We start from the raw sequence: 24,439 nt of genomic DNA, 5'->3' as shown, positions 1-24,439 counted from the left end.
GCCCGGATTTTGATGCAAGGACCGCCGGGCGGAGCTCGGCTCCGCCCGGCGGCTCCCCCGGCGACCGAAGGATCAGTAGACGCCGCCCGGGTTGTACGTTCCGTGCGACGACCTGCACGCGGTACCGCCGCAGGTCCCCACCCCCGTGGTGAGCCCCGGCGCTGTCTTCGGCCTCCAGTTCTGGGTCAACCACTGGCCGGTGGGCCCGACGTTCCGCATGAACCCGTAGGGCTTGTACGACTCCGTCGCCCCGACCGGCCACATCTTGTCCGTCCCCATGTTGGTGGCGAAGGAGTCGAAGCCGTGCACGTCCTGCGCCGGGATGGGCCGGGCCGGCTTGGTCTGCGCGCTGAGGTGGCAGAGGTAACACCCCCCCGCCATGCGCGAGGTGGGATTGCTGTCGATGGACGCGGCCGCGGAGCCGGGGCCGTGGCCGCGCGTGACGCTGCTCGGGAAGTGGCAGACCCGGCAGAGGTTGCCCGCGTTGGTGGTGGTCGGCACCGTCAGCATGCTGCTCACCCAGATGCCCGCGCGGATCGTGACGCTGCCGCCGTGCGCCGTGACCGTGCTGGTCTGCGGACCGCTGGCACCGCTCGCGGCGTGGCAGTCCCAGCAGGTGATCAGGTACCCCCAGCTATTGGCGGCGTTGATGGTCCCCTTCGTCTTGTCGGTGGTCAGCGCGTTCCACGGCGCCATCATCTGGACGTTGTTGACATAGGAGTTGTTCTGCTTCCCGCGGATCGGGTGGTACGAGCTGTTCGATGTGGCGAACGAGGAATTGACGTCCGTCACGCAGCCGTCGGTCCCGGCGGCGCACGCCGTGAGACCGGTGCCGCCGGCGTACCCCGTGCCGAGGATCGTCGTGCCGAAGGGCTTCCCGGCGGAGGCGTTCGGCATCACAGACGTGGGCACCCGCGCGAGCGTGCTCATCGCGCCGTCGCTGTCGTGGCACTTGAGGCACTGGTTGATCATGATCGCGACCACGTCCGGCTCGAGCGTGGCGCTCGAGACGTTACGGTTGAACTCGGCGGGTGTCGCGTCAGCGGTCGTCGAGCTGTAGGAGCCGCCGTTCGCCGAGTCGGTGTAGATCGTCTGGCTGAACGTCACGCCCTTGATGTTGGCGCCGGTGTCGGGGTCTCGCAGGTTGAGGTAGCCGTCGCCGTGGGAGGACGTCGGGTTCCCGGTCGCCGGATCGCCTTCCATGTGGCAGACCGCGCAGTCGTAGTTGGAGACGGTCCGGCTGGCCGGCACCGTGCTCGTGGACGCCTTGTGCGACCACGCGTTCTGGAACTCGCTGACGACCTCGCGCCGACTCCTCGTCCCCGCGAGCGGCCCCTGCGTGATCGGCTGGGTGGTCGCGTGGCAGCCGACGCACTCCCCGCCGAACCCGGTCCCGTGCGTATGGCAACTGATGCAGTACGTCACCGCGGCGCTGCCGTAGTTGTGCGAGGTCGCCGACGCGGAGCTCAGGGTGCGATCGCTGTTGGGCGGGCCGTTCGGGTCCTGGTAGCCGAGCCGGTTCCAGTACTTCGTCCAGTAGGTCTCGCTCGTGTCACCGTGGCAGGCCTGGCAGATGCCGACGTGCTGCGTGCCGGCCGCCGTGGTCGTCTCCACGGTCTTCCCGGTCGCCGGCGGAGTCGCCGCCTCGCTGTTGAAGGTGACGGCCTGCTGCGCGCCCGACGCCCCGACGTACCCGTAGGTGCCGTCCGACACCGTCGTGACGCTGCTGCGGATCATGGCGATGTTGCCGGTGGTCGAGTTGGGACGGTCACCGTGAGGATCGTGGCAATCCCAGCAGAACCTCCCGCCGAGCGTCGCGACCGTGTGCTTCGCTCCCTGGTGGCTCTTGGCCGTCTTGTACGTCGCCACCTTCTTCGTGTAGCTCGTGCCGGTCCCATCGGGATCGACGCCGTTCGCCGTCGCGGAGTGGCAGTCGAGGCAGACGGCGTTCGCGAGCTCGGCGGTCGTGACCGCGTACGCCGCGGAGACGCCGTTCGCGTCGGTCACGCCGCGGAGCCGGAACGGGTTGGTCGGATCGCCGTGGCCGACCGTGTTGTCGTGGCAGTACAGGCACTCCGAGAGGCCCGCCGTCGGCGTCGTCGGGAACGCGGCGCCCGGATTCGCGGTCACGTCGTACGCGGTGGTCTTGCCGTGGCCGGAGTAGCTCCACTCGGTCGTGTTGATCGTCGCGACGATGTTGTTGGTCCAGAAGCTCGCGCCGAGATCGTCCGTCTCCGTCCCGGTGGTGCCGTGGCAGCTCGTGCAGGTCATCGACGGCCCGCCCCAGACCGGGGTGCCGGCGCCGTGACAGGTGACGCTCGAGCACTGCTTCGTCGACGGGTTGTAGACGGCTCCTCCGGCCGTGCGCGTCGCGTCCCAGGTCACCTGGCGCTGCCCGTCGGTGTGGAGGTTGTAGGCGCCGTTGATGGCGGTCCCGTTCGCCGTCGTCTGCTGGTGACAGATGGCGCAGCTCGCCGCCGACCCGACGTGCGCCCTGTGGCTGTTCGAGTTCACGACGTTCTGGCCGCCGCTCGCGTAGTTCGGCTCGCCGTAGACCGACGCCCAGCCGCCGTAGGTCGCGCCGTCGGCCGAGGTGTACGTGCCGTGGCAGCCGTTGCAGGCGAGCGTCCCCGCCTGGCCCCAGGTCACCGTGTTGTACTTGGACGCGTTGGTGGATCCCGCGGTCGCGGGACGGCCCGAAGAGTGGCAGTAGGTCGCGCTACAGGTCGCGGTCGTGTCGGTGCTGGGGAACGTCCCGCGGTTCGCGATCGAGACGTCCTTGACGCGGTTGACGTGCAGGCCGCCCGCGTAGTTCAGGGCCGGCGTCGCCCCGCCGGTCACCGTCGCCGCGTGGCAATCGTCGCAGTGGTAGTTCGTGCCGATCGCGCCTGCGTTGTTCACGTGGCTGGTGTGCGTGCCGGTCGCGATGAGGGTCCCCGTGTAGCCGCCGTGGCAGCTCGAGCACGTCGCGACGCCGTTCCAAGCGAGCGTACTGACCGGCGCGCCGTACGGCGACGTGCTGGTCGAGCCGTTCGAGTGGCAGTAGGTGCTGGAGCAGGTGTAGGCCAGCGCGTCGTAGCCGCCGCCGGTCACGTAGGGCGCCCACAGGACGTCCGTGGTGGTGAACTGGACGTCGTTCGAGCCGCTGACGTGGAGGCCGCCGCCCGCGACGATGCTCGCGCCGTTGTCGGTGGTTCCTGCGTGACAGGCCTGACACCCGATCCCGTACGTGGTGACGTGCTTCGCGTGCGCGTTCGTCGCGATCGCCGCAGCTGCATGGCAGTCGGTGCAGCCGAGCGCGGTCGTGCTGGTCCAGGTGACGGACTTCGTCGTCAACGTCCCGCCGATGGGCTTCCCGCTCGAGTGGCAGTAGTTCGTGCAGCTCCCCGCCGACCAGGTGGGGGACACGGCCTGGGCGTTCGCCGGCGAGCTCCAGCCGATGGCGACGGTGCCGTTCGCGTGCGAGGTGTCACCGTCCGCCGGCGTCGAGCCGTGGCAGACGTTGCAGGCCTTCGCGGGCATCAGCCCGCTGTTCACGTGCTTGACGTGCGCGCCGACGCTCGTCTGCAGCCGGTCGCTGCTGCCCCGCGTGTCGACCGAGACGGCGTCATAGCCCGGCGCCGCGGACGGATCTCCGCTCGGCACCACGACGCCGCTGGTCCCGGTCAGCTTGCCGTGGCAGGCGGTGCAGCCGGTCGGCTTCTGGACGGTGCCGTCGACGTGGGTCGCCTTCGAGACGGCGCCGACGCTCGTCTGCGTGTAGTCCCCGCCGTGACAGGTCGCGCAGGTGAGGTTCTGCGGGTGATCCTGGCCGGTGGTGCCGTTCGGCGGCGGGCTCGCGTGGCACGCGCCGCAGGCGCTGTAGGTCGAGTTGCCGTTCCAGACCGGCGTGGTGCGGGTGCCCCCGCCCGCCGCGAAGCCGGCGCCGTGGCACCAGTTGGTACAGCTCGGAGTATTCGGCCAGTTCGAGGCGAGCGCCCCGGCGGCCGGCGTCGGCACGACCGTGCCGTTGCCCGTCGCGACCGTGCTCCACGCCATGTCCGTGCCGCCCTTCGTCGCGTGCGGCGCGGGGTGGCACGACGCACAGGGGAGCGGGTTCGTACGCCAGGTCGTCTGGTTCACGTGGGCGAGGTGCGCGCCGCCGCCGGTGACGAACACCGTCGCCCCGGGCGCCACCACGGGCGGCGCGGCCGCCTGCTTCGGATCAGCGCCCGTGACGGAGCCGCGCCCCTCGGTGCCGTGGCACATGGTGCAGGACGCCACGAGCCCCTTCGCGTGCGCGTGGCAGCTCGCGCATGGCCCGGTCTCGTGCGTACCGCCGGGGGACGAGCCGTCCGCCCGGTAATAGCTCGTCTGCGTGTGACAGACCTGACACGGGCCGTTGTTCCCGGCGCTCGCGTAAGAATTCGTCGCGTACCCGGTCTTGTTCAGGAACGCGACGGGTGCCGACGTCGACGGTCCGGTGCGCGCGGGAGGCGTGATCGCGGTCCGGACGAGGTCGAGGTTGGTCGTGCCGTGCGGCGTGTGGCACTCGCGGCAGGTCACGGCCCACGAGCCGTACTTGTTTCCCGTCGCCTCGGCGCCGTGCGACGCGATGGCGTGGCAGTCGGTGCAGACCTGGCTCGCGTTGTCGCGCACGAGCAGGTTGCCGTCGCCCGTGCCCGCGGCGACCGTCACCGTGAGCGTGCCCGAGTAGACGCGCGTGGTGCCCGAGGCGCCGTTCTCGGCCCACACGCGGAGCGTGTGCGAACCGGCGGCGAGCGTGGAGATGGTCGTGCCCCACACCCCGTTGTCCGTCGCCGTGCCGTAGGCGGTGAGCTGGGACATCGTGTACGTGGAGACGGCGCCGTCTACGAGGAGCGTGACCGCGGTGATCGGCTGGGTCACGCCGGCGGAGGTCTTCGGGCTGAAGATCCGCGCCTGGAGCCGGAAGGGCGTCTGGAGGACGGCCCCGTTCATCGGGTTCACGATGGCCAGGACCGGCTTCACGCTGCCCGGGGTGATGTCGCCGTCCCCGACGAAGCTCGTGACGGTGGCGCTCGTCTCCACGCCGACCGACGAGAAGTTGCCGCTCGTGTCGCGCGAGAAGAGCTTGAAGTACCAGGTGCCCGCGGCGAGCCCGCCGATGGTCTGCGGCGAGACCGCGCCGGAGTAGCGGACGGTGGCGGCGCCGTAGGCGGCGTTCAGCAGCGGATCGTCGCCCTCGGCCGGGCGCTCGCTCGCCAGGAAGGCGGCGCCCTGCTTCGCGAGGAGGACCACCTTCTGGAAGTCCGCAGCGCCTGGGTTGTTCCAGCTCACGCTGGCCGCGCTGCTGCTCCCGTTCGCGACGACGGAGGTCGGATCAGCCGGGGAGAGGTTGTCGATGAGGACCTGGCCGGACGCCGGATCGGCCGCGCTGCCGTCGGTGTTGGTGACGGCCGCGCTGCTCGAGGTCGTGATGGCCGAGATCGCGCCGTTCCCGGACGACCCGGGGGCGAGCACGAGGTTCGCTCCAGGGACCGCCGGCATCGCCGAGTGGGCCTTCGGCTGGACCTCGACCCGGTACTGCTGGGCCGTGGTGGAGATCGACTCCGAGAGGCCCGTGAAGGCCCAGGTGTCGCCCGAGGGCGCGCTGAGCGTCGCGAGGACGACGGAGCCGCTCGAGCGGACGAGCCGGACGCCCGCGAGGTACTGCGACATGCCCGTGAGCGACTTGTAGGTGACCGACGTCAGGGCGTTGCTGGTGCCGCCGGAGGTGATCACGACGGAGAACGCGTCCACCGGCGTCCAGGCCGTCGAACCCGGCGCGATGGACGCCGCGCCGACGAGGGTGGCGCCGTTGCCGACCGTGACCGCCTGCGCCGGAACGCACGGGCCCGCGTTCAGGATGACGTTGCTCACGGTCTGGGTCGCCGTGCCGGTCACGCCGTCGGCGTCGACGTAGGTCACCTCGACGTCGTAGCCGCTTCCGCAGGTGAGGCCGGTGATGTCGAAGGTGTACGGCGAGGTGCTGTGCGCGCGGGTCGAGGCCGTCGTCCAGGTGCCGGTGCCGGTCGGCGTCCGGTAGCGGTACGAGAGCGTGTCGTTCGCGTTCGCGTCGGCGGTGTAAGGGGCGGTGACGGTGATCGCCGCGCCGGCGGCGCCGGTGTTCTGGACCGCGGTCGCCGTGCCGGGGACGGTGCAGTTCGCCCCGACCCTGACGTTGCTCACCGTCTGGGTCGCGGTGCCGGTCACGCCGTCCGCGTCCACGTATGTCACCTCGACGTCGTAGGTCGCGTTGGTGGTGAGGCCGGTGATGTTGAAGCTGTAAGGCGACGCGCTGTGGGTCCGCGCGGTCGAAGTCGTCCAGGTCCCTGTTCCCGTCGGCGTGCGGTAACGGTAGGAGAGCGTGTTATTCCCGTTCGCGTCGTTGGTGTACGGCGCGGTCACGGTGATCGCGTTGCAGAGACCCGCCGCCGAGGCGGCGGTGACCGTGCCGGCGGCCGTGGAGTTCACGGCGGCGGCGGTTTCGGTCACGGTCAGCTGGCCCGAGTTGCCATTCGTGCTTCCGAGATATAGCCGCGCCTGGTCCGTGGAGGCCGTGACCTTCCGCACGCGAAGAGCGAGGTTGGCGCCCGAGGGAACGGTGCCCGTCTGCAACGAGAGATCGATCGTGTAGGTCGTCTGGGTCGTCGTCATCGCCTGCGCGACCGGCGTGCCGAACCCTGTGAACACACCTCCGCTCGCGTACCCGAGCTGGAAGTCCAGCGAGACGGTGGTCGTCCCAGTGCCGTTCCGAAGGCTCGCGATGAAGCTCCCGCCGCTGATGTCCGTAGCCACCGCGTATGCGGTGTCCGAGATCATCGTCAGCATCACGTCGTTGCCGGTCGAGCGCGTATCGTAGAGGCGCGTCGAACTGCACCCGAACGCCGCCGTGTTCATCGTCGTGATACGCGCGGCCGTTGGGTACGTGGTGGTGGTACAGATCTCCGACCAGTTCGTCGTGAACCCGCCGACCGTGGCGCCGCTGCTGATCTGCCAGTTGTACACCGCTGCGCCGGCAGGATTCGCGGCAGCCCCGACGAGTACCGCGAGCGCCCAGCCAAGACACCGTGCGAGAACACGATCGAAGCTCTTGTTGGTCGTCATCTCGGCGGCTCCACTGAACACCGGGTGAGGGCGGCACGAAGCCGAGGCGCCCCCTCGACCGGCCTCACGGCGGATCGCCGCGTCGCCGGGGGGAAACGGCGCTCTATCGGTAGGGATCCGGCCGTCGCACGGGACGAGGGATCGCTGCGTACCGGCACTGATCTTCATTACGACGCTCCCGCGGGGGGCTCAGCGAGGGTTGGCTGGGAGGTCGGGTGCGTCAGATTGACGCACCTTCGATCCCTGAAAGGCCTTGAGCCGCCACAGGCGGCCCGAAGGGATGACCTTGGTCAGCGCTCAGCGATCACGGAAGATCGGGCGTCAACGAGTTCGAGTACGCGTTGTGCGGTCGGTGACAGGTCAGGCAGGTGACCTTCCCGGTCGCACCTACCGTGAGATTATTCGACTTGATGCCGTCGCCGGTCGTCTGCGGGCTTCCGTCCGCGTCGAGGATCGGGCCGTTCGTCCCGACGGTGCGGTCGTAGGTGTTCCCGAGCGACTGACCGACGGGATGGCTGAACACCGTCGTCCCGAGGACGATGGCCTGGCCGTTCCCGACGAGCGGGCCGGTCCCCTCGACGTTCGCCGCGCTCTGGTGGCGATCCTTGTGACAGGAGACGCACATCGCGGCGTCGGTGTCGTCGGCGCGGAGGAACGGATAGGAGACGTAGAAGTCCCACTGGTCGTTGGCGGCGAAGTTGCCCGTGCTGCTGCTGAAGGTGACCGTCACGTTCGTGCCGTCGTTCAGCGCGACGGAGCCCGTGCCGCTCGTGACGCACGCGTTACTGCCAGTGTACTGGGTATATACCCCCGGCGAAGAGCACCCGAACCAGCTCGTCCCCTTGTCGTTCGAGAGCTGGAAGGTGGCGGCGCCCGCGGCGCCGCCGGCGACGATCTTCACCCGGTAGGCCTTCGCCGCCGAGGCCGCCGCCGGCGCGTTCAGCGTGAGCCGGCCCAAGCCGGTCCCCGTCGCCGCCACCGCGGACCCGACGGCATAGGACGTGTGCAGCGTCCCCTTGTACGTGCTGGCGTTATGCTGATCGTGGCAGGTCGAGCACTGGATGTTGGCGCCATCCATGTGCGGTGCCATGAGCTGCGCCGCGGCGTCACCCGTCGAGCTGGGCGGCGTCGCGCCGAGGTTCGTCGCCGCCGCGTCCCACCGGTGCGATCGCCCCGACGTCCCGGGCACCGCCTGGTCCGAGGTGCTCCAGGCGAACCCGAAGTCCGGCGCGTTCGTGGTGTGACAGCTCTGGCACAGGCTGAAGTTCCCGGCGGTCTTGGTCAGCCCCCCGCCCGGCGCGTTGTGGCCGAAGTGGCAGTTCGAGCAGTTGGTGCCGTTCTCGTGCGGCGCCTCGGCCGCCGCCGCGGGCAGCGACATCGCCACCACGGCGACCAACGAGAGGACCCGGAGCGCGCGCATCACTTCACCTCACCCTTCGACACGTTCACCTCGACCCGGGACGGCGCGCTGCGCGCCGTCCCGTCATCGACCTCGAGCTCGAACGCGTAGCGACCCGAGGCCAGCGGCCGGAAGGCGGTCACCGCTTCGGTCGGGGACTGCAGCACGACCCAGGGGCCCTCGACCTGCGTCCACCGGTACCGCGTCGCGCCCACGCTCCCGCGGCCGTCGAGCAGCACGTATTGCCCGGCGATCGGCGTCGGCGTCGGGCACGACGCCCGCGCCTGCGGGATCGCGCGCCCCGCCGTGCGCGCCTCGAAGGCGACCCGCGCCGGCCGGCTCTCCGCCGCGCCGTCCTTCACCGAGACCTCGAAGACGTAGAACCCGGGAGCGAAGGCCACCGCCGTCGCCGTCGCGCGATCCGCGTCATTGAGCCCCGCCGCCGGCCCCGCGACCTGCCTCCACGCGTACTCGACCGCGCCGGCGCTCGCCGTCGCGTCGAGCGACACCGGCGTTCCGATCCCCACCACCGAGACCGCCGTGGCCGAGACCGTCGGGAGCGCCTTGCCGGCGTCCGCCACGAGGACCTCGACCCGAGCCGGCGGCGAGCGGAGCTCGTCGTTCGCCACCTGCACCTCGAAGACGTACCGCCCCGCTGCCGAGGGGACGAACCACGCGACGGACGTGTCCGCCCCGCCGAGCTGCGCGGTCGGGCCGGAGACCTGGCTCCACAGGACGGTCGTGCCGAAGAAGCTCGCGCTCGCGTCGAGCGCGACGGTGCTCCCCACCTCGGCCTCCTGCGGGGTCGCCACCGCGATCGCCGTGGGTGCCGGCCCGCCGGTCACCAGCACCGGGACCTCGGCGGTGGACGCGTTCCCGGCCGGATCCGTGACCGTGACCTGGAACCCGTAGAGGCCCGCGCCGCGCGCGGGCGCCGTGACGTATCCACCGGCCTGCGAGGCCAGCACCGGGTTCCCGAGCGTCTGGTCCCACAGGAACGACAGCACGCCGCCGTTCGCGTCGCTCGAGCGCCGCGCGTCGAGCCCGATCCGGCTGCCCGGCCTCACCACCTGGATGCGCCCCGGGTCGGGCAGCGGCGCCACGTCCCGGACCGCCACCGCGAGGCGCGCGGGCGAGCTCGTCTGGCCGGAGCACGTCGCGACGGCGTCGAATTCATACGTCGCGGCCGTCCGGGCGACGAACGACGCCGCGCCGCTCGAGGTCTCGAGGGAGATCTTCGGCCCGCTCACCTGCTTCCAGGTCACGCCGCAGGTCCCCGGCCCCGAAGCGGTCGCCGAGAGCCGGACGTAGCCCGGGTTCACCTCGCTCGGCCCCGACACGCTCACCCTCGCGCGGTGATCGTCCGCGTTCGCGGGGTCGAACCCGTTCGCGACCTCCCAGCCGTCGGGATATCCGTCGCCGTCCGTGTCCGCGAGCCGCGGGTTCGTGTTCCCCAGGAACTCCTGCAAGGCGGTCAGGCCGTCGCGATCGAGGTCCAGGAGCGCGTCGCCCGCCCAGTTCGGATTGAGGCCGTTCGCCAGCTCCCACTCATCGGGCATCCCGTCGCAGTCCGAGTCGGGGAGCCCATTGACCTGGCAGGTCGGGAGCGGTGCGCCCGTACCGAAGCGATCGATGCGTCCGAGCGACGCGTTCGCGACCGCCACGTCGCCGTTCCCCATGATCGCGATGCCGGCCGGGTTCGTGAGCTGGCCCACGTCCTGGCCGAACGCGCCGATCGTCCCGACGAACGCGCCCGTCTTGTCGTACGTCTGCACCGTGCCCTGGAAGATGTCGGACACGAAGACCCGGCTCGTCCGGTCGATCCCGAGCCCGCCACCGCGGGTCACCTGCCCCGCGCCGTTCCCGTGCGGCGCGAACGATCCCACGTAGCTCCCGGCAAGATCGAACGCGTGCAGGTGCCGGGAGAGCGCCACCAGCGAGCCCGGCGGGAGCGAGGTCTCGGACTCGGCCCACTGCACGAGCACCCAGGCCCGGCCAGCCGCCGCGTCCACCGCCACGTCCACCGGCGCCTTGATCGGGGCCCCGCCCACGGAGTCGATCACCGCGACGGTCGTGCCGTCGGGGTGGATGAGCCGGATCTGGTTCGCGTCCAGGTCCGCGACCCAGAGGACCATGCGCGAGGCGTCGTAGGCGATGCCGATGGGCCGCTTGAACGGGCGCTCCAGCGCGAGCTTGCCGGTGACCTTGCCGCTCTTCGGATCGACCTTGTAGATGTTGCCGTTCGCCGTGGTCACCCAGACCAGCCCGGCGCCCTGGGTCACCGCGAGCGCGGGCTCCGGGAGCTCGGCGAGGCCGAGCGTCTCGCCGCGCGCGGTGACGAGCACGATCCGCCCGGTCGTGCCCTGCTGGCCGTCCACGGCGACGATCGAGCCGCTGCCGTCCGACGAGAGCCGCAGCGGCGCGCCCATCGCCAACGGCAACCCCGCCTGGAACGTCGCGAGCGAGGAGCTCACCGGCTTCGTCACCTGCACCTGCGAGGTTCCGTTCGAGACCGTGACGGACAGCGTGGCGGTCCCGACGGCCGAAGGAGCCTGCCACGTCGCCGCGGCGGGGTTCGCGGGATCCGGCGTGATCTGGCCGGCCGACGCGGCCCACGTATAGGTGAGCGGGAGCGCGGGAGAGTTGGGATCCGTCGCGCTGACCTGGTACGAGCCGGTCTGGCCGGTCACGACCTCGATCGGCCCCGAGATCCCCGACACGGCCGGCGGCAGCACCGACGACGCGACCGTGGTGAGCGACGCGGAGGCCGAGCTGGTGACGGGCCCGCCGAAGGTCCCCTGGGACGTGGCCGTGCAGGTCGCGGTGTACGTCCCCGCCGCAGGAGGCGTCACCCAGCTCGCCGTGCCCAGGATGACGCTGCAGGTCTTCGTCGGCGCGCTGGTACACGGTACGTTCTGGGCGCCCGTGAACTGCGAGGGCGTCACCGTCCCCGCCGTCACGCCCACGGCGACCGAGAGGACCGTCGTCGATCCCATCATCGACGGTGCGTCACCTTCGGCGCGGCAGGTCACCTGCACCGTCGCGCCGGCGGCCACGTCGCCCGAGGGCGCCGTGATCGTGGCCGTGACGGTGGCGCCGGCGAGGCTGCTGGTGGGGTACGCCGCGAGCAACGCAAACGATGCGTAGGCGAAGGCCCGGATCCTCATGTGCATGCACAGCTGCAAATGCCGCGCCCCGTGCTCGCCCATTTTCGCCACGCCGAGCGGGGGCCTAAGGGTGCGCAACGTCTGATTTTGACTTCAAACAGTACACATCTTGCCGCACCATCACCGGTCCACGGGATGGGGGATTTCACCCATGCGCCGTGTTTTGGCCCACGGCGTAGGGGCAGGCGCGGCGGGTAGTCTGGCACGCTTCGAGCCGCTGAGCGAAGAACGCTCTCCCTCGGGTGTGCGCTCTAGCGCGCATCCGTCATTCACCCGAGCCATCCTCGGGAGAGTTCCCCTGGCGCACTCCGGCGCCCGCCGCCGGCTCGCTGCTGCGGTTCCCGCCCGCGCGATCGGTGCTGCGGACGGGCGGCGTTCGGTCGTTCCCGCGGTGCGCCCCCCGGACTCATTTCCGCCCGGGTCGGGCATCGGCCCAATTTCGTGGCGGCGCGGAAAGCGAGAGATTGCCAATCAAGAAAGGAGCAACACCCAATGACGAAGACCTTCAAGAGCGGCAGCACGGTCCCGAGCGGCTATTACCTCAACCTCTCCCAGTGGGCGGTCGCGCCGGTCTCCAAGGACGGCGAGCAGCTCCCCGCGGGCAAGGGCGAGTGGCGGCCGGTCCCGACCGTCCTGGCGCTCGCGCTGGTCCCGATCCTCGGCGCGACCTTCCTCATGTTCATGCCGGTGATCGGCTTCGTGCTCTTCTTCCAGGCGATCATCGCCCGGGTCGGCGGCGCCTTCCGCACCTCTGCCACGGACCTCGCCGCCACGGTGAGCCCCGGCTGGCAGCCTGGTGAGGCGCACCTCACCGGCAAGTCGCCCGAGGGCGCCGGGACCGAGGAGAAGGGGCCGATCGCCGACGAGAACCTCGACGCGCTGGAGAAGGAGATCGCGAACCGGCGGCGCGCGAGCTGACGCAGCACGGCTGGGTCGGACGATAACCGGAAGCGACGGAGGACGTCATGGCCAAGTACACGGGCGGTTCGACGGTGAAGGGCGGCTACTACTGGAATCCGCGGTCCTGGAAGGTGGAGGTCATCCCCTCGGAGGGCGGTCGGCTGCCGGCCGAGGGCGCGAAGTACGTGCGGGTCCCGTTCCCGGCGCTCTTCGTGATGGTCCCGCTCCTCGGTGCGCTGTTCCTGGTGTTCCTCCCCTTCATCGGCTTCGCGCTCTTCGCTCACGCGCTGGTGAAGAAGGTGACCGGCGGCGTGAAGGAGGGCGCCACCGACCTCGCGGCCACGATGTCCCCCGGGTGGCGTCCCGGTGAGGCCCACCTGGCGGGCAAGCCGGGCGAGGAGAAGGCCGGCGAAGGGAAGCCCAGCGCCGCGGTGGAGAAGCTCGAGAAGGAGATCGCCGAGAAGCGCGGCGAGAAGAAGTAGGCGGGGGGAAAGGCCGGGGGGCCGCGGGCCGGGGCGAACGCCTCGGCCCGTTTTTTTCATGGGGGCCTCTCATCGCGACACCAACTCGCGTCGAGCTGCTGCCGTGCTCGACGCGAGCGGGTGACGCCGTCACTCGTCGACCCGGATGACGCCCTTCTTGATGGCGAAGCGGACGAGCTCGGTGCGGTTGTGCACCCCGAGCTTCTCCATCACGTGCTCGCGATGGCTCATGGCGGTCTTCACGCTGATGCCCAGCACGTCCGCGACCTCCTTGTTGCTCCGCCCCTCCGCGACGAGCTTCAGGACCTGCTTCTCGCGGTCGGTGAGCGCCTCATAGGGATCGCCGCTCCCGGGCGCGGCCGGCCCGCCCTCCTCCATCGCCGTGCGGGCGACCTCGGGATCGAGCACGAGCCCGCCGCGGTGCACCGCCCGGATGGCGTTCGCCAGCTCGGACCCGGCGGACTTCTTGAGCACGTACCCGGACACCCCCGCCTTGAGGAGCCGGCGCACGTACTCCCGGTCCTCGTACTGCGACAGGATGAGGATCTTCGCCCGCCGCCCGCGCTTCTTCAGCTCCAGGCTCGCCTCGATCCCGCCCAGGCCGGGCATCGCGATGTCCATCAGCACGACGTCCGGGTCGAGGCGCTCGACCTCCTCGAGGGCGGCCTTCCCGTCCGCCGCCTCCCCGCAGACCTCGAGGTCCGGGTGGAGCTGCAGCAACGCGCGCACGCCCTCGCGCAGGATGGCGTGGTCGTCCACGATCAGGATCCGGATCCGAGCCGTCATGTGCTCCTCCCGCCATCGGTCGCTGCCGCGGGCTTGGACGCCGCGGCCGCCTCGGGGCCGCTCCCGTCGGGCCGACCGGCCCCCGCGGCGGCGACCGCCGCGGACGCCGGCTCCTCTGCCGCGCCGCCGCGCATCGCCGCGACGGGGATCCGGACGAGCACCCGCGTCCCCTTCCCCGGCGCCGAGTCGATCCGCGCCGTCCCCCCGAGGATCTCGGCGCGCTCGCGGATCCCCAGGAGCCCCCAGGGGCGCCGTCCCTCGCGGCGCGCCGCCCCCTCGAGGTCGAACCCGCGCCCGTCGTCCTCGATCTCGATCCGGATCTCGTCGTCCTCCACGCCCACCTGGACGAGCACCGCCGTCGCCTTCGCGTGGCGCGCGATGTTGCTCATCGCCTCCTGGCAGATCCGGAACAGCGCCGTCTCCATCTCGAGGGGCAGGCGACGGTCCAGCTCGCCGAACTCGCAGCGCACCGCGACACCGCGCGTCTCGAGGTGCCGCTCGGCGTACCAGCGGATCGCGGAGAGCAGGCCCAGGTCGTCGAGCACCGAGGGGCGCAGGTCCAGGATGATCCGGTGGACGTCCTCGAGCGTCCGCACCGCGACCGCCTTCACCTCGTCGAGGTGCGGCGTGCGGCCGCCGCGGAGCGCGTCCTGCGCGGCCTCGATGCCCATCGCGAGCACGGCGAGATCCTGGCTCGTCTCGTCGTGCAGCTCCCGGGCGATCCGCTTGCGCTCGTCCTCCTGGGCGGAGATCAGCTTCCGGAGGAGCTGGGCGCGCGCCTCCTCGCGCTCGCGGAGCAGCGCGTTCGCCCCGTTGAGCTCCTTCGTCCGCTCCGCGACGCGCTGCTCGAGCTCCGCGTTCACCTCCACCTCGTGCTCGAGCAGCTCCTTCAGGTTCCGCCGCATCACCTCGAGCGAGGCGCCGAGCCGGCCGAGCTCGTCCGCGCCGAGCTCGGGGATGGGCCAGGCGAGATCGCCCCCCGCGATCCGCTCCGCCTCGTCCGTGAGCACGGCGATCGGGCGCGTCACGCTCCGCGCCGCGCCCCACGCGAAGGCCCCGGCGAGGGCGAGCTGGAGCCCGAGCACGACGGCGACGCCGAGCCAGGGGACGGCCCCCTCGGTCGGGAGCGCCTCCTTCACCGGCTGCCGCATCACCACGCCCCAGGGCGCGCTCGCGAGCGGCGCGAAGGTGAGGAACTCGTCGGCGGCCTCGACGTCGGCCCCCTCGTAACGGTGGCAGCTCACGCATCCCACCGACTCGCTGCGCTTCGCCTTCACCAGCGCGCCGAGGTGGGCGGCGCACTCGGACCGCTTGCCGACGCGGCCGGCGACGGTGCTCGCCAGCACGAGCCCGTCCGAGTCCACCAGCTCGGCGAACCCGCTCTCGCCGCGCCGGAGGTGGCGGAGCATCCGATCGAACTCGCGGCGCTCCGGGTCGAACGTGCCGCCGACCACCCCCGCCACCCGCCCGTCCAGGCGCCGGACCGGCACGAGCTCGTGCACGAAGTGCCCGCGCTCGTCCACCACCAGGCCGGACATGCGCGGCACGCCGGTGCGGAGCACGTCGGCGACGACCGACGTCTCGAGGCGCGGCGCGAGCGACACGGGGCCCATCGGCTCCTCGGCGAGGACGTTCTGCTCCCCGTCGAGCAGGAAGAGCCGCTCGCGAAACCGGAACTGCCCCTGCGCGTCGCGCAGCGCGCGGCGGTCGTCCGAGAGATCCGCGTCTCCGAAGGTCGGGGAGAGCGCGGAGGCGAGGCGCTGGAGCGCCTCGAGGTCGCCGCTGAGGTGCTCGTCGTAGTGGGCGGCGACGGCCGCGGCCGCCGAGAGCCGGCCCGCGAGCACCCGATCGTCGATCGCGCGCAGCCAGTACATGCCCGTCGCGGCCATCACGGCGAGCGGGAAGAAGATCCCGGTCGCCATGAGCAGGTAGACGCGCCGGCGGATCCCCACGGATCCGAGCTCGGGGCCGTCGAGCGTCACGGCGCGCTCCTCCCGTGGCGCGTGTCGCGGCGCGCCGCTCCCGTGGCGCGCCTCATGGCGCGCCCCTTCCATGCACGCTGCGGGCGATGAGGAACAGCTCGTCCAGCTCGCCGCGCCCGCGCAGGACGACCGCGCGGCGGCCGGGATACCAGGTGAGCTGGTGCCAGCGCGCGCCGTTCACGAGCACCGACGCGAGCGTCGCGGGGCGCGTCTCGACCGCGGTGCGGCGCGTGTCGAGGACGGTGGTGCCGGCGAGGAGCGGCGCCGCGACCGAGGCCCCCTCCTCCGTCGCCTCGAGGAGCTGGAGGGCGGGCTCGCCCGCGCGATCGTGGAAGACCAGCGAGGCGGAGCCGTGCCGGCCGCCCGCGACCCGGATCTCGGCGGCGGGCCAGGCGAGCCGGTCGGGGAAGTAGCCCGGGAGGACCAGTCGCGCGCCGAGCCGCCGCTCCGCCTCGTCCAGGGAGGCCACCCGCCGCACGCCCGCCCCCTCCCCGGCGATCCACCCAGGGAGCGCGCCGAGCGCGGCGACGGTCGCCGCGGTCGCCGAGAGGACCCAGAACAGCGTCGCGAGCATCCGCGCGACCTGGAGCCCGACGCTGCGGCCGGCCGTTCCGTTGGCGCGCATCATGATCACACGACGAAGAACAGCAGCGCCGTGACGGCGATGCCGGCGAGGGCGACGCGCGCCGCGCCGAAGGGGAGCCGCGGCGCCGGCCCGTCGAGGAGCCGTCGGCAGCGCACCTCGACGTCGCGCGAGCGCACCCGCGCGAGCGGCTCGGACAGCGCGCCCGCCAGCGGGAGGGTACGGCGCGCCGCGGGGCGCCGGCCGAGGGTGGCGCGGTGGAGCTTGAGGAGGCCGCTCGCCAGGGCGAGCCGATCGCCGGACAGCTCAGCCGCGCGCTCGTCCGCGAGCCACTCGGCGTCGCGCGCGATCGTCCGCGACACCACCTGGAAGGCCGGGTTGAAGAAGAGGAGCACGCGCGCGGCGAACACGCCCCAGCTCGCGGCCGGATCGCGCCGGACCAGGTGGGAGAGCTCGTGCGCGAGCGCCGCGCGGAGCTCGTCCGCGTCGAGCAGGCGGAGGGCGCCGCGCGAGACCACGATCGCCGGCGTGCGCACGCCCGTGCAGAAGATGGCCGGCGTCTCGCCGTCCACGAACTGGACCTCCGGCCGGCGCAGGCGGGTCCGCGCCCCGAGGTCGGAGAGGGCCGCCTCGAGCGCGGCGGCGCTCCGGGGATCCGGGGCGACCGGGCGCGGGCGCGGCGTCCGGCGCCGCCAGGCCATCGGCACCAGGTCCATGAGGAGGAGGACCGCACCGAGCCCCGCCAGGCCCAGGACGAAGACCTCGAAGAGGCCGTGCCCGAGCACGGTGACGTCCTCCCAGCGCCGGCCCGAGAAGAGCGCGAGCCCGTCGCGGAACCGCTCCTCGGCGCGGAGCGGGAACAGGGTGACGAGGGCCGGAAACACGACCAGCGGATAGCCCAGGGCCGTGAGCCGGAGGGCGATCCGCTGGCCGGGGTCGTTCACGCGCCAGCTCCGCACCAGGGCCTCCACGAACAGCGCGGCGACCAGGGTGTGGAAGATGGCTTGCGCCAGGATGTCAGCCCACCTCGCGCTTTCCATGCACCGCCGGGGCGCCTCCATGCTCGGCCGGGACCCGGCCCTCGAGGCGCGCCAGCTCGAGCGGATGCTCGTGCTCGTAGCGCTCGCGGCTGACCTTCCCGGTGAACATCGACGTGTCGAACGGGAACACGTCGGGGTTCAGGTGAGCGTTGAAGATATGCCACACGGTGATGACGAGGAAGGCCATCAGGCCCTCGTTCGAGTGGGCGACCTTCGCGGCCGGGATGATCTGGCCAGGGAGGAGGCTCGCCGCCTGGACCGGGAAGAACAGCGCGAACCCGGTGATCACCATGATGACGTTGCCGAAGACGAGCCCCCAGTACTCGAACTTCTCCTTGTACGTGTAGCGGTCGTACTGGGGATGCTTGTCGGTCGCGCCGAGGTAGTACCGGAGCTGCTGGATGGCGTCCTCGAAGTCCTTCTTGCTCGGCACCATCGTGAACCCCATCTTGCGGGACAGCATGCCCGCGATGGCGCCCCCGAAGTGGATCACCGTCGAGAAGGCGAGGATGAGCCCGCACACCCGGTGGATCCAGCGGGTCGCGTCGACGCCGCCGAAGACGTGGACGAGCCCCTGCGCCCAGCCGTGCGTGTAGAACTTCTGCGGCAGGCCGGTCAGGCAGAGCAGCGCGAACACCACCATCGTGATGAAGTGCTCGACCCGCTGGTGCAGGTTGAAGCGGACGACGTAGGAGCCTGAAGAGGAGCCGCTCATCGGTTCACCACCACGCGCCAGAGGTGCAGCGCGATCTGGAGCACGAGCCCGCCCACCATGAACGGGATCAGCAGCTTGTAGAAGAGCTGCACCGCCCAGACGAGCGGCGCCTTCTGCGGCGTCGGCTCGTAGTGCGAGAGCCACGCCTTCGGGAAGCTCGCCGTCGCCCCCGCGTGGCACTTCGCGCAGGTCTTCTGGAGGTTCGCCGCGAGGACCGGCGAGGACGGGTCGTCGGCGCGCTGGATGTCGTGCACGCCGTGGCAGTCGGTGCACACCGCGGCGAGGCGGACGCCGGGTCCCTTCTGCTTGCCCTTCGAGAGCGTCGCGGCCATGCCGTGGAAGTCGGACAGGTAGGTGTCCACGACCTTGGTCGAGAGGCCGTACCGGCTCATGAGCTTCTCGTCGGTGTGGCAGCGGCCGCAGATCTCCGGGGTGCGGAGCGCGAGCGCGCCGCCCTTCGGGTCCACGGTGTCGTGCGCCCGATGGCAGTCGGTGCAGACCGGGACGTCCGAGCTCGTCTCGGAGGCGCGGCCGTGCACGCTCTTCGCGTAGACCGCGGCCTCGTTGGCGTGGCAGCCCGAGCACATCTTCGAGATGCGGGTGCGCGGCTGGCCGGGGCGCGAGATGTCGTGCGAGCCGTGGCAGTCGACGCAGACCGCGGCCTTGTCGTTACCCTTGGCCGCCACCGCGAAGTGCACGCCGTCGAGCGTCTTCTCGTAGTTCGAGAAGTGGCACCCCTTGCACTGCTCGTAGTAGGCGCGGGTGACTTCGCGGCGGGTCTTGAACGCGATCTCGCCGGTCGCGTGATCGTTGGTCTTGCCCGGGTGACACTTCGTGCAGCCGAGCGTCTCGCCGTGGACGGACTTCGCGAACACGTCCTTGTCCACGTTGAGCGGCAGCTTCTCGCCGCTCGCCAGCGTGAAGTCGTCGAGCGAGCCGCCGTGGCAGTCGAGACAGCCTTCCTGCTCCGCCGGGATCGCCGCGCCGACCGGGCTCGCCGCGAGGAGGAGGAGGAACACCAATGGGGATCTCTTCATTGCCCACCTGAAGGAGGTCGATGCGTCAATCTGCTACAAACGAACGCACATCCAATACCAGCGACCGTCCGGATTGTCCAACCCCAACCGCCCGTGGTTCAAGCAGAATATCTACAACGACTGATCGGCGCCTTACCGCGTGCGAAGTGGCGCAAATATCGCGGTTGATGCACACATCCACCGGGCAGGGACGCAAGCGCGACGAAACTGCGCGAGCCTCCGGGGAGGTTTGAGCGCAATCACGTATGTCGTCTGAGCATGCGACAATCAGTCGCCGGGCGCAGTGACTCTGCGTGCGAGACGTTCCGCCGCGCCCAGTATGGAAGAGCGTGTATCGACGGCGAATTCGCTCATGCCGCAGTTCACCTGCGACACATTAGCGCACCACCCCGATCGGGCCAGGACCCGCCGAGCGCCCTTCACCCGACGATGAATAGCTGATGCCTCGCATGCACTTCGTGCGTGCGAGGCATCTTGCCGCTGCGGCAATCTGTCTGGACTCGGCTAGTGGATGAACTCGGCGGCGAGCGCGCGCCACCCCTCGTCGCCGAGCAACCACGGCGCTGGCGCGACCAGCGCGCCCCCGTCGGCTGCCGCGAACCCGAGCCGCCGCTCGACGAACTGGTTCCACCGCCCCGCCTCGTGCCGCATCCACGCCTCGGCGGTCTCGCCGTGCGGCATCGCGGCGTAGCCGAGGTCCTCCGGCTCGACGGCGACGAGCCAGCCTCGCCCGTAGCCCTCCCGCTTCACGAGGCCCGGATCGCGCGCCACCGCCACATTGAGGCCGGCCACCTTCCCTCCGACCGGCGCCGGGATCACGAGCGCGCGTCCCCCGCCGTGCAAGGTGACGAGTGGCTCGCCGCGCGCGATCGCGGTGCCGGGCCTGGCCACCTCCACCGAGGTCACGGACGGCATGAGCCGCTGGGCCAGGCCGTCGAGCCCGACCTCGACCGTCCCGCCGGCGCGCCGGTGCAGCCAGAGGTGCCCCGGCGAGTAGAAGAGGTCCGGCCGGAACGGCACCCCGGCGACGTCGCGGATCCCGAGCCGGCGCTCCCGGCGCGCCGCGATGCCATGGAGCACCGCGGCGACCAGGAGGGCGGGCACGAGGAGGACCGCGATCATCGCGAGGAAGATGCCGATCCGGGCCACCACCCCTGCCAGGAACACGCCGATCGCCTCGAGCATCTCGATGAGCGCCTGCATGACGTCCTCCCGCGCGCCGCTTCCGCCGCGGCGCCTCTCACCCCGCGTGGCAGCCCGTGCAGTCGTCGAACCCGAACGCCTGCTTGCCGTGGCAGGCCCCGCACGCCTCGCCCTTCTCCATCGCGGCGTGGGTGATCGCCGGGGTTCGCCGCTCGGTCGCGGAGCGGCCGAGGATCGCGAACCGTCGCGGGTGGCAGGAGACGCAGCCCGGCTTCGCCGCGTCGACGTGCGACTCGTGGTTGAACGTCACCTGGCCCGGGCTGTCCGTGCCGCGCGGGAGCGCGAGCCCCTGTGGCAGGTTCGGCAGCCCGTCGGCGAGGGCCGCGCCGCCGAGGAGCAGCGCCGCCGCGACCACCAGCTTCCTCGTCATCCGTTCGTGCGTCATGGCCGTCTCCGTGGGTTCAGGTGAGGAAGAACGTCCGGGCGAAGCCGTCCCAGTCGTCTCCGGAGAGCTCCTGGGCGATGCCGTGGACGGGGGTGCCGCCGTCCTGCAGGACGCGCCCGAGCTCGGGGCTCATCCGCAGCGCGAGCCGCTCCGACGCCTCGTCCAGGAGCCGGTGCGCGGGGGCGCCGGAGAGGAGCTGGCGCAGGTTCGCGGCGAGCCGCGGCGGCTTCACCTTGAACAGCCACCCCGCGCCGTACGGGTCCTCGGTGCCCTCCGCCCGCTCCCCCGCGGCGGCGTTCACCGCGACCACGGTGCCGTCCACCGGGGCGAGCATCGGCACGCGGCGGTCCGCCTGGACCAGCGCCAGGGCCGGCTCGCCCTGGGCGACCTTGTCGCCGAGGCGCGGCAGCTCGACACGCGCCGGGCCGACGAGCCGGTGAGCGAAGTCGTCGGCGCCCACGGCCACGAGCCCGTCCGGCTCGAGGCGCGCCCAGGTGTGGCCCGGGTGAAGGTGCACGCCGGCGGGCACCTGGAACCACCCGGCGTACGCGGGCCGGGCGGGGATCCGGGCCGGGGCGCGGACGGGCACCTCCGCCGCGACGCGCTTGCCGCCCTGCACATAGCGCCAGAACGGGATGAAGAGGAGGAGGTAGCCGATGGCGAGCGTGTACTCGAGCAGCTTCGCCGGATACACCGAGAGCAGATCGTAGGTCATGGCGGTCCTCAGTGCCCTTCCGAGAAGCGCGGGTCCGCGCGGAGGATGGGCATCCGGTTCACGATCCACCGGAAGACCAGGACGCCGAGGGTGACGAGCGTGACGGAGACCCAGATCTCCATCCAGCTCGGCACGTACCGGACCGGCTGGTTCCAGTTGAACGCGATCATCGAGACGTTGAGGCGGTTCAGGACGATGCCGAGCACGCCGATGACCCCGGCGACCCGGACCATGCGGACGTTCCCGTTCCTGGCGCCGGCGGCGAACAGCAGCGACGGGAGGAGGACGAACCCGAGGATCTCGACGAGGAACCACGCGCCGTAGCCGGTCGCGAGGTAGCCCCAGGCGTGCCCGTCGATGACGCCCTGCAGCTTCAGGAAGAAGTAGGCGAACATCACGAGCGCGCCGGCGCGGCCGAGCCCGATGGTGAGCGCGTCCACGTCGGCGGCGTGGCCCTTCACCTGGCTCGCGAAGATCCGGTGGGAGATCGAGCTCTCCACCACGACCATGCAGATGCCGGCGATGATCGCGGAGATGAAGAAGAAGATGAAGATGTACGGCGTGTACCAGAGCGGGTGGAGCTTGGTCGGCGCGAGCAGGAAGAGCGAGCCGAGCGCCGACTGGTGCATCGTCGAGAAGACGACCGAGAGCACCGTGAGGGCGAGCAGCGCCTTCTTCATGACGCCGTGTGCGCGCGTCCAGCCGAGCCACTCGAGGAGCGGGACGGTGAACTCGAGGAGCAGCACGGTGGTGTAGAGCATGACGCACCACGCGACCTCGAACAGCGCCGAGGCGGTCCCGTAGTTGAAGATCGCCTGGATGATGTTCCAGGGGCGGCCGAGGTCGGCGAGGAGCCCGAAGACCGCCATGAGGTAGCCGAGGAAGGCGGTGAGGATCGCCGGCCGCTCGATCGCGTGGTACTCCTTCAGCCCGAAGAGCTGGACCGTCGCGCCGATGGTGAACCCCCCGGCGGCCAGCACGATCCCCGTCATCATGTCGAAGCCGATCCAGACGCCCCACGGCGCCGTCTGCGTGAGGTTCGTGGTCGCGCCGAGGCCGACGGCGAACCGGATGACCAGGATCGGGATGCCGACCGCGAGGATCACCGCGGCGACGAGGTTCCAGGGCGTGAGGAGCGAGCGGAGGTACTGCGGCGCCGTCATGCCGAGGAGGATCTTCTCGCGGAAGAACGACGGCTGAGCGGTGGCGAGGCTAGCGGTGGCCATGGTCATCCTCCTTCGCGGCGCCGGCGTCGTGGCCGTGCGCGCCGTGCGGCTCGGTCGCGGCGACCTCCTCGCGGCGGCGCGAGAACGCGTAGAGCCCCATGAGCAGCGGGGGCCACAGGGTCATCACGAAGGGCGGGGCCCCGAGCGCGCCGGCCACCAGCTCCGGCAACGGCTTCTGCGGGGCGTCCGTCCGGAACGCGAGCCGCTCGAGGTCGACGTCGGTGATGTAGAGCCAGCTCGTCCCGCCGGCCTCGTGCTCGCCGTAGACGTGGTGCAGGTACTTCCCGGGGTTCGTGTAGATGCGCGTCTTCGCCTCCTCGAGGAGGGCGCTGCGCCGCCCGAAGGTGAGCGCACCGGACGGGCAGACCTCGGTGCACGCGGGCTTGAGGCCGTTCTTCTGCCGCTCGGCGCAGAAGGAGCACTTCCGGACCCGCGGCGCGTTGCTCGAGTACTCGTACTTCGGGATGTCGAACGGGCACGCGAGCATGCAGTACCGGCAGCCCATGCACCGCGAGGGATCGTAGACGACCGGTCCCTCCGGCTTCTTGTCCATGGCGCGGACCGGGCAGGCCGACGCGCACCCCGGCGCGAGGCAGTGCATGCACTGCTTCTTGGCGAAGCGCTGCACCCCCGGCGCCTTCTCGGTCCGGTTCACGACCGTGAAGACGTCGGGGGCGACGTCACGGCGCTCGTCGAAGACCGCGTCGCTCTCGGGCGGCGGCGGCAGGCGGTTCGACTCCGCGCAGGCCGCCTCGCACGCACGGCAGCCGACGCACCGGGTCGTGTCGACGAGCACGCCGGGCCCGTCCACCGGGTGCGCCCCGGCGGCGGCGGAGGCGGCCGAGGCACCGGCCGCGCCCGCCCCGACCGCGGCGATCTTCAGGAACCCTCTGCGTCCGATGCTCATGGCGTCTCCGGGCGCGCCCTAGCTGCGAGCCGCGACGAGGTTCATCGTCCCGAGCACCACCACGCCGATCACGGCCATCGCGAATGCGAACATCATGGCATCGCTCCTTTCGGTCCTTCGGGTTTTGGGTCCGGCTTCGCCTCGTCCGGGCGGTCGACGCTCGCGAGGGCCTCCTGGAAGAGCGGGCAGCGGTGGAACGAATCGCCTTCGCAGGTGGACTCGGTGGTGACGCGGTCGATCGGGACGAGCTTCTTCACCGGGTAGGCGCGGCAGAACACCATCGAGACCGCTTTCAAGTAGGGGCAGGTCATCTCGTGCCGTCCTCCCGTCGCGTCACTAGGGCAAGCGGCGGGCCAGCGCGCGAGCCCGCGGGCGAGGAGACGGAGCGCGGCCTGTTCACGCTGTGTTACGCGTGGCGCGCCGGCCTCCAGGCGAGGAGGCGACCTGGAGTGGCGCGACCGCGAGCGTCGAGAAGCTCAGCACCCACTCGTCGGGCCCGGGCGGGCCGTCCAGTGGAGCCGGGGACTTACGCTCGTAGGGCGGGCCCTGCGGAGTTCCTCGACGGCGTTGAGGTCCTCCACGTGGCGAATTGTCTGAGAAGGCTCACGGCTCGACCGATGCGAAGCCAGGGGCGCGCCCCTCGACTCCGCGCGGCATCGCGCCGCGCTACGCTCGGGGCGAACGGGGCTTCGGGCCGAGGCGGATTCACGGCTCGACCGACGCGAGCCAGGGGCGGCGCCCCTCGACTCCGCGCGGCCTCGGGCCGCGCGCTACGCTCGGGGCGAACGGAGGGGGAGCGACGGGC

At 71.4% G+C, this 24,439-nt stretch carries 18 protein-coding genes; 3 read left to right on the top strand and 15 right to left on the bottom strand.

What is annotated here, in order from left to right; all coding sequences use genetic code 11:
• Nucleotides 1–72: 72 nt before the first annotated feature.
• From MNZ27_RS04010 to MNZ27_RS23890, 3 genes are all read right to left on the bottom strand, one after another.
• Nucleotides 73–7,107: a CxxxxCH/CxxCH domain c-type cytochrome gene (locus tag MNZ27_RS04010; protein ID WP_242392747.1), complete on the bottom strand. Its 7,035-nt coding sequence runs from the start codon at nucleotides 7,105–7,107 to the stop codon at nucleotides 73–75.
• A gap of 304 nt (nucleotides 7,108–7,411) precedes the next feature.
• The gene (locus MNZ27_RS04005) at nucleotides 7,412–8,527 is read right to left on the bottom strand and encodes a cytochrome c3 family protein (RefSeq protein ID WP_242392746.1); all 1,116 of its coding nucleotides are present in this window, start codon (nucleotides 8,525–8,527) and stop codon (nucleotides 7,412–7,414) included.
• Complete coding sequence (locus tag MNZ27_RS23890) at nucleotides 8,527–11,196, bottom strand: PKD domain-containing protein (protein WP_242392745.1); 2,670 nt, start codon at nucleotides 11,194–11,196, stop codon at nucleotides 8,527–8,529. Before MNZ27_RS23890 ends, MNZ27_RS04005 begins: the two co-directional genes overlap by 1 nt.
• Between MNZ27_RS23890 and MNZ27_RS03995 the strand changes: the two genes are divergently transcribed.
• From MNZ27_RS03995 to MNZ27_RS03985, 3 genes are all read left to right on the top strand, one after another.
• The gene (locus MNZ27_RS03995) at nucleotides 11,150–11,653 is read left to right on the top strand and encodes a hypothetical protein (protein WP_242392744.1); all 504 of its coding nucleotides are present in this window, start codon (nucleotides 11,150–11,152) and stop codon (nucleotides 11,651–11,653) included. The genes MNZ27_RS23890 and MNZ27_RS03995 overlap by 47 nt on opposite strands.
• A 512-nt stretch (nucleotides 11,654–12,165) precedes the next feature.
• On the top strand, nucleotides 12,166–12,591 hold the full coding sequence (locus MNZ27_RS03990) for a hypothetical protein (protein WP_242392743.1): 426 nt from the start codon (nucleotides 12,166–12,168) through the stop codon (nucleotides 12,589–12,591).
• A gap of 47 nt (nucleotides 12,592–12,638) precedes the next feature.
• Nucleotides 12,639–13,055, top strand: a complete 417-nt coding sequence (locus tag MNZ27_RS03985; RefSeq protein WP_242392742.1) for a hypothetical protein — start codon at nucleotides 12,639–12,641, stop codon at nucleotides 13,053–13,055.
• Between the two features lie 129 nt (nucleotides 13,056–13,184).
• On the opposite strand, the gene MNZ27_RS03980 is transcribed toward MNZ27_RS03985, so the two are convergent.
• The 12 genes from MNZ27_RS03980 to MNZ27_RS03925 all read right to left on the bottom strand — a co-directional run bounded on the left by MNZ27_RS03980 (nucleotide 13,185) and on the right by MNZ27_RS03925 (nucleotide 23,945).
• Nucleotides 13,185–13,841, bottom strand: coding sequence for a response regulator (locus tag MNZ27_RS03980; RefSeq protein WP_242392741.1), 657 nt, complete (start codon nucleotides 13,839–13,841; stop codon nucleotides 13,185–13,187).
• Complete coding sequence (locus MNZ27_RS03975) at nucleotides 13,838–15,823, bottom strand: ATP-binding protein (protein WP_242392740.1); 1,986 nt, start codon at nucleotides 15,821–15,823, stop codon at nucleotides 13,838–13,840. The genes MNZ27_RS03980 and MNZ27_RS03975 overlap by 4 nt, the downstream gene beginning before the upstream one ends.
• Nucleotides 15,824–15,875: 52 nt before the next feature.
• On the bottom strand, nucleotides 15,876–16,448 hold the full coding sequence (locus MNZ27_RS03970) for a hypothetical protein (RefSeq protein ID WP_242392739.1): 573 nt from the start codon (nucleotides 16,446–16,448) through the stop codon (nucleotides 15,876–15,878).
• Nucleotides 16,449–16,453: 5 nt separating this feature from the next.
• The gene (locus MNZ27_RS03965; RefSeq protein ID WP_242392738.1) at nucleotides 16,454–17,446 is read right to left on the bottom strand and encodes a M56 family metallopeptidase; all 993 of its coding nucleotides are present in this window, start codon (nucleotides 17,444–17,446) and stop codon (nucleotides 16,454–16,456) included.
• The gene (locus MNZ27_RS03960; protein WP_242392737.1) at nucleotides 17,424–18,161 is read right to left on the bottom strand and encodes a formate dehydrogenase subunit gamma; all 738 of its coding nucleotides are present in this window, start codon (nucleotides 18,159–18,161) and stop codon (nucleotides 17,424–17,426) included. Before MNZ27_RS03960 ends, MNZ27_RS03965 begins: the two co-directional genes overlap by 23 nt.
• The gene (locus MNZ27_RS03955; RefSeq protein ID WP_242392736.1) at nucleotides 18,158–19,180 is read right to left on the bottom strand and encodes a cytochrome c3 family protein; all 1,023 of its coding nucleotides are present in this window, start codon (nucleotides 19,178–19,180) and stop codon (nucleotides 18,158–18,160) included. The genes MNZ27_RS03960 and MNZ27_RS03955 overlap by 4 nt, the downstream gene beginning before the upstream one ends.
• A gap of 522 nt (nucleotides 19,181–19,702) precedes the next feature.
• Nucleotides 19,703–20,401, bottom strand: a complete 699-nt coding sequence (locus tag MNZ27_RS03950) for a glycine cleavage system protein H (protein WP_242392735.1) — start codon at nucleotides 20,399–20,401, stop codon at nucleotides 19,703–19,705.
• A gap of 37 nt (nucleotides 20,402–20,438) precedes the next feature.
• Nucleotides 20,439–20,771 carry a c(7)-type cytochrome triheme domain-containing protein gene (locus MNZ27_RS03945; RefSeq protein WP_242392734.1) on the bottom strand — a complete coding sequence of 111 codons (333 nt, stop codon included), beginning with the start codon at nucleotides 20,769–20,771 and terminating at the stop codon, nucleotides 20,439–20,441.
• Between the two features lie 31 nt (nucleotides 20,772–20,802).
• Complete coding sequence (locus tag MNZ27_RS03940) at nucleotides 20,803–21,501, bottom strand: glycine cleavage system protein H (RefSeq protein WP_242392733.1); 699 nt, start codon at nucleotides 21,499–21,501, stop codon at nucleotides 20,803–20,805.
• A gap of 8 nt (nucleotides 21,502–21,509) precedes the next feature.
• On the bottom strand, nucleotides 21,510–22,727 hold the full coding sequence (nrfD, locus tag MNZ27_RS03935; protein ID WP_242392732.1) for an NrfD/PsrC family molybdoenzyme membrane anchor subunit: 1,218 nt from the start codon (nucleotides 22,725–22,727) through the stop codon (nucleotides 21,510–21,512).
• Entirely contained in the window at nucleotides 22,714–23,634 is a 921-nt protein-coding gene (locus MNZ27_RS03930; protein ID WP_242392731.1) for a 4Fe-4S dicluster domain-containing protein, read from the bottom strand. Before MNZ27_RS03930 ends, nrfD begins: the two co-directional genes overlap by 14 nt.
• Before the next feature lie 92 nt (nucleotides 23,635–23,726).
• Entirely contained in the window at nucleotides 23,727–23,945 is a 219-nt protein-coding gene (locus tag MNZ27_RS03925; protein ID WP_242392730.1) for a hypothetical protein, read from the bottom strand.
• Nucleotides 23,946–24,439: the final 494 nt, after the last annotated feature.

This window comes from Anaeromyxobacter oryzisoli (assembly GCF_022690765.1).
Lineage (GTDB): Bacteria > Myxococcota > Myxococcia > Myxococcales > Anaeromyxobacteraceae > Anaeromyxobacter > Anaeromyxobacter oryzisoli.
The sequence above is the reverse complement of the archived record's forward strand: the minus strand, read 5'-3'. Positions and strand labels throughout refer to the sequence as shown.

Bases quoted from the DNA above. Each gene is read 5' to 3' on its own strand.
- MNZ27_RS04010 (WP_242392747.1), bottom strand. From the start codon at position 7,107: ATGACGACCAACAAGAGCTTCGATCGTGTTCTCGCACGGTGTCTTGGC.
- MNZ27_RS04005 (WP_242392746.1), bottom strand. From the start codon at position 8,527: ATGCGCGCGCTCCGGGTCCTCTCGTTGGTCGCCGTGGTGGCGATGTCG.
- MNZ27_RS03990 (WP_242392743.1), top strand. From the start codon at position 12,166: ATGACGAAGACCTTCAAGAGCGGCAGCACGGTCCCGAGCGGCTATTAC.
- MNZ27_RS03985 (WP_242392742.1), top strand. From the start codon at position 12,639: ATGGCCAAGTACACGGGCGGTTCGACGGTGAAGGGCGGCTACTACTGG.
- MNZ27_RS03980 (WP_242392741.1), bottom strand. From the start codon at position 13,841: ATGACGGCTCGGATCCGGATCCTGATCGTGGACGACCACGCCATCCTG.
- MNZ27_RS03970 (WP_242392739.1), bottom strand. From the start codon at position 16,448: ATGCGCGCCAACGGAACGGCCGGCCGCAGCGTCGGGCTCCAGGTCGCG.
- MNZ27_RS03965 (WP_242392738.1), bottom strand. From the start codon at position 17,446: ATGGAAAGCGCGAGGTGGGCTGACATCCTGGCGCAAGCCATCTTCCAC.
- MNZ27_RS03960 (WP_242392737.1), bottom strand. From the start codon at position 18,161: ATGAGCGGCTCCTCTTCAGGCTCCTACGTCGTCCGCTTCAACCTGCAC.
- MNZ27_RS03950 (WP_242392735.1), bottom strand. From the start codon at position 20,401: ATGCAGGCGCTCATCGAGATGCTCGAGGCGATCGGCGTGTTCCTGGCA.
- MNZ27_RS03945 (WP_242392734.1), bottom strand. From the start codon at position 20,771: ATGACGAGGAAGCTGGTGGTCGCGGCGGCGCTGCTCCTCGGCGGCGCG.
- MNZ27_RS03940 (WP_242392733.1), bottom strand. From the start codon at position 21,501: ATGACCTACGATCTGCTCTCGGTGTATCCGGCGAAGCTGCTCGAGTAC.
- nrfD (WP_242392732.1), bottom strand. From the start codon at position 22,727: ATGGCCACCGCTAGCCTCGCCACCGCTCAGCCGTCGTTCTTCCGCGAG.
- MNZ27_RS03930 (WP_242392731.1), bottom strand. From the start codon at position 23,634: ATGAGCATCGGACGCAGAGGGTTCCTGAAGATCGCCGCGGTCGGGGCG.
- MNZ27_RS03925 (WP_242392730.1), bottom strand. From the start codon at position 23,945: ATGACCTGCCCCTACTTGAAAGCGGTCTCGATGGTGTTCTGCCGCGCC.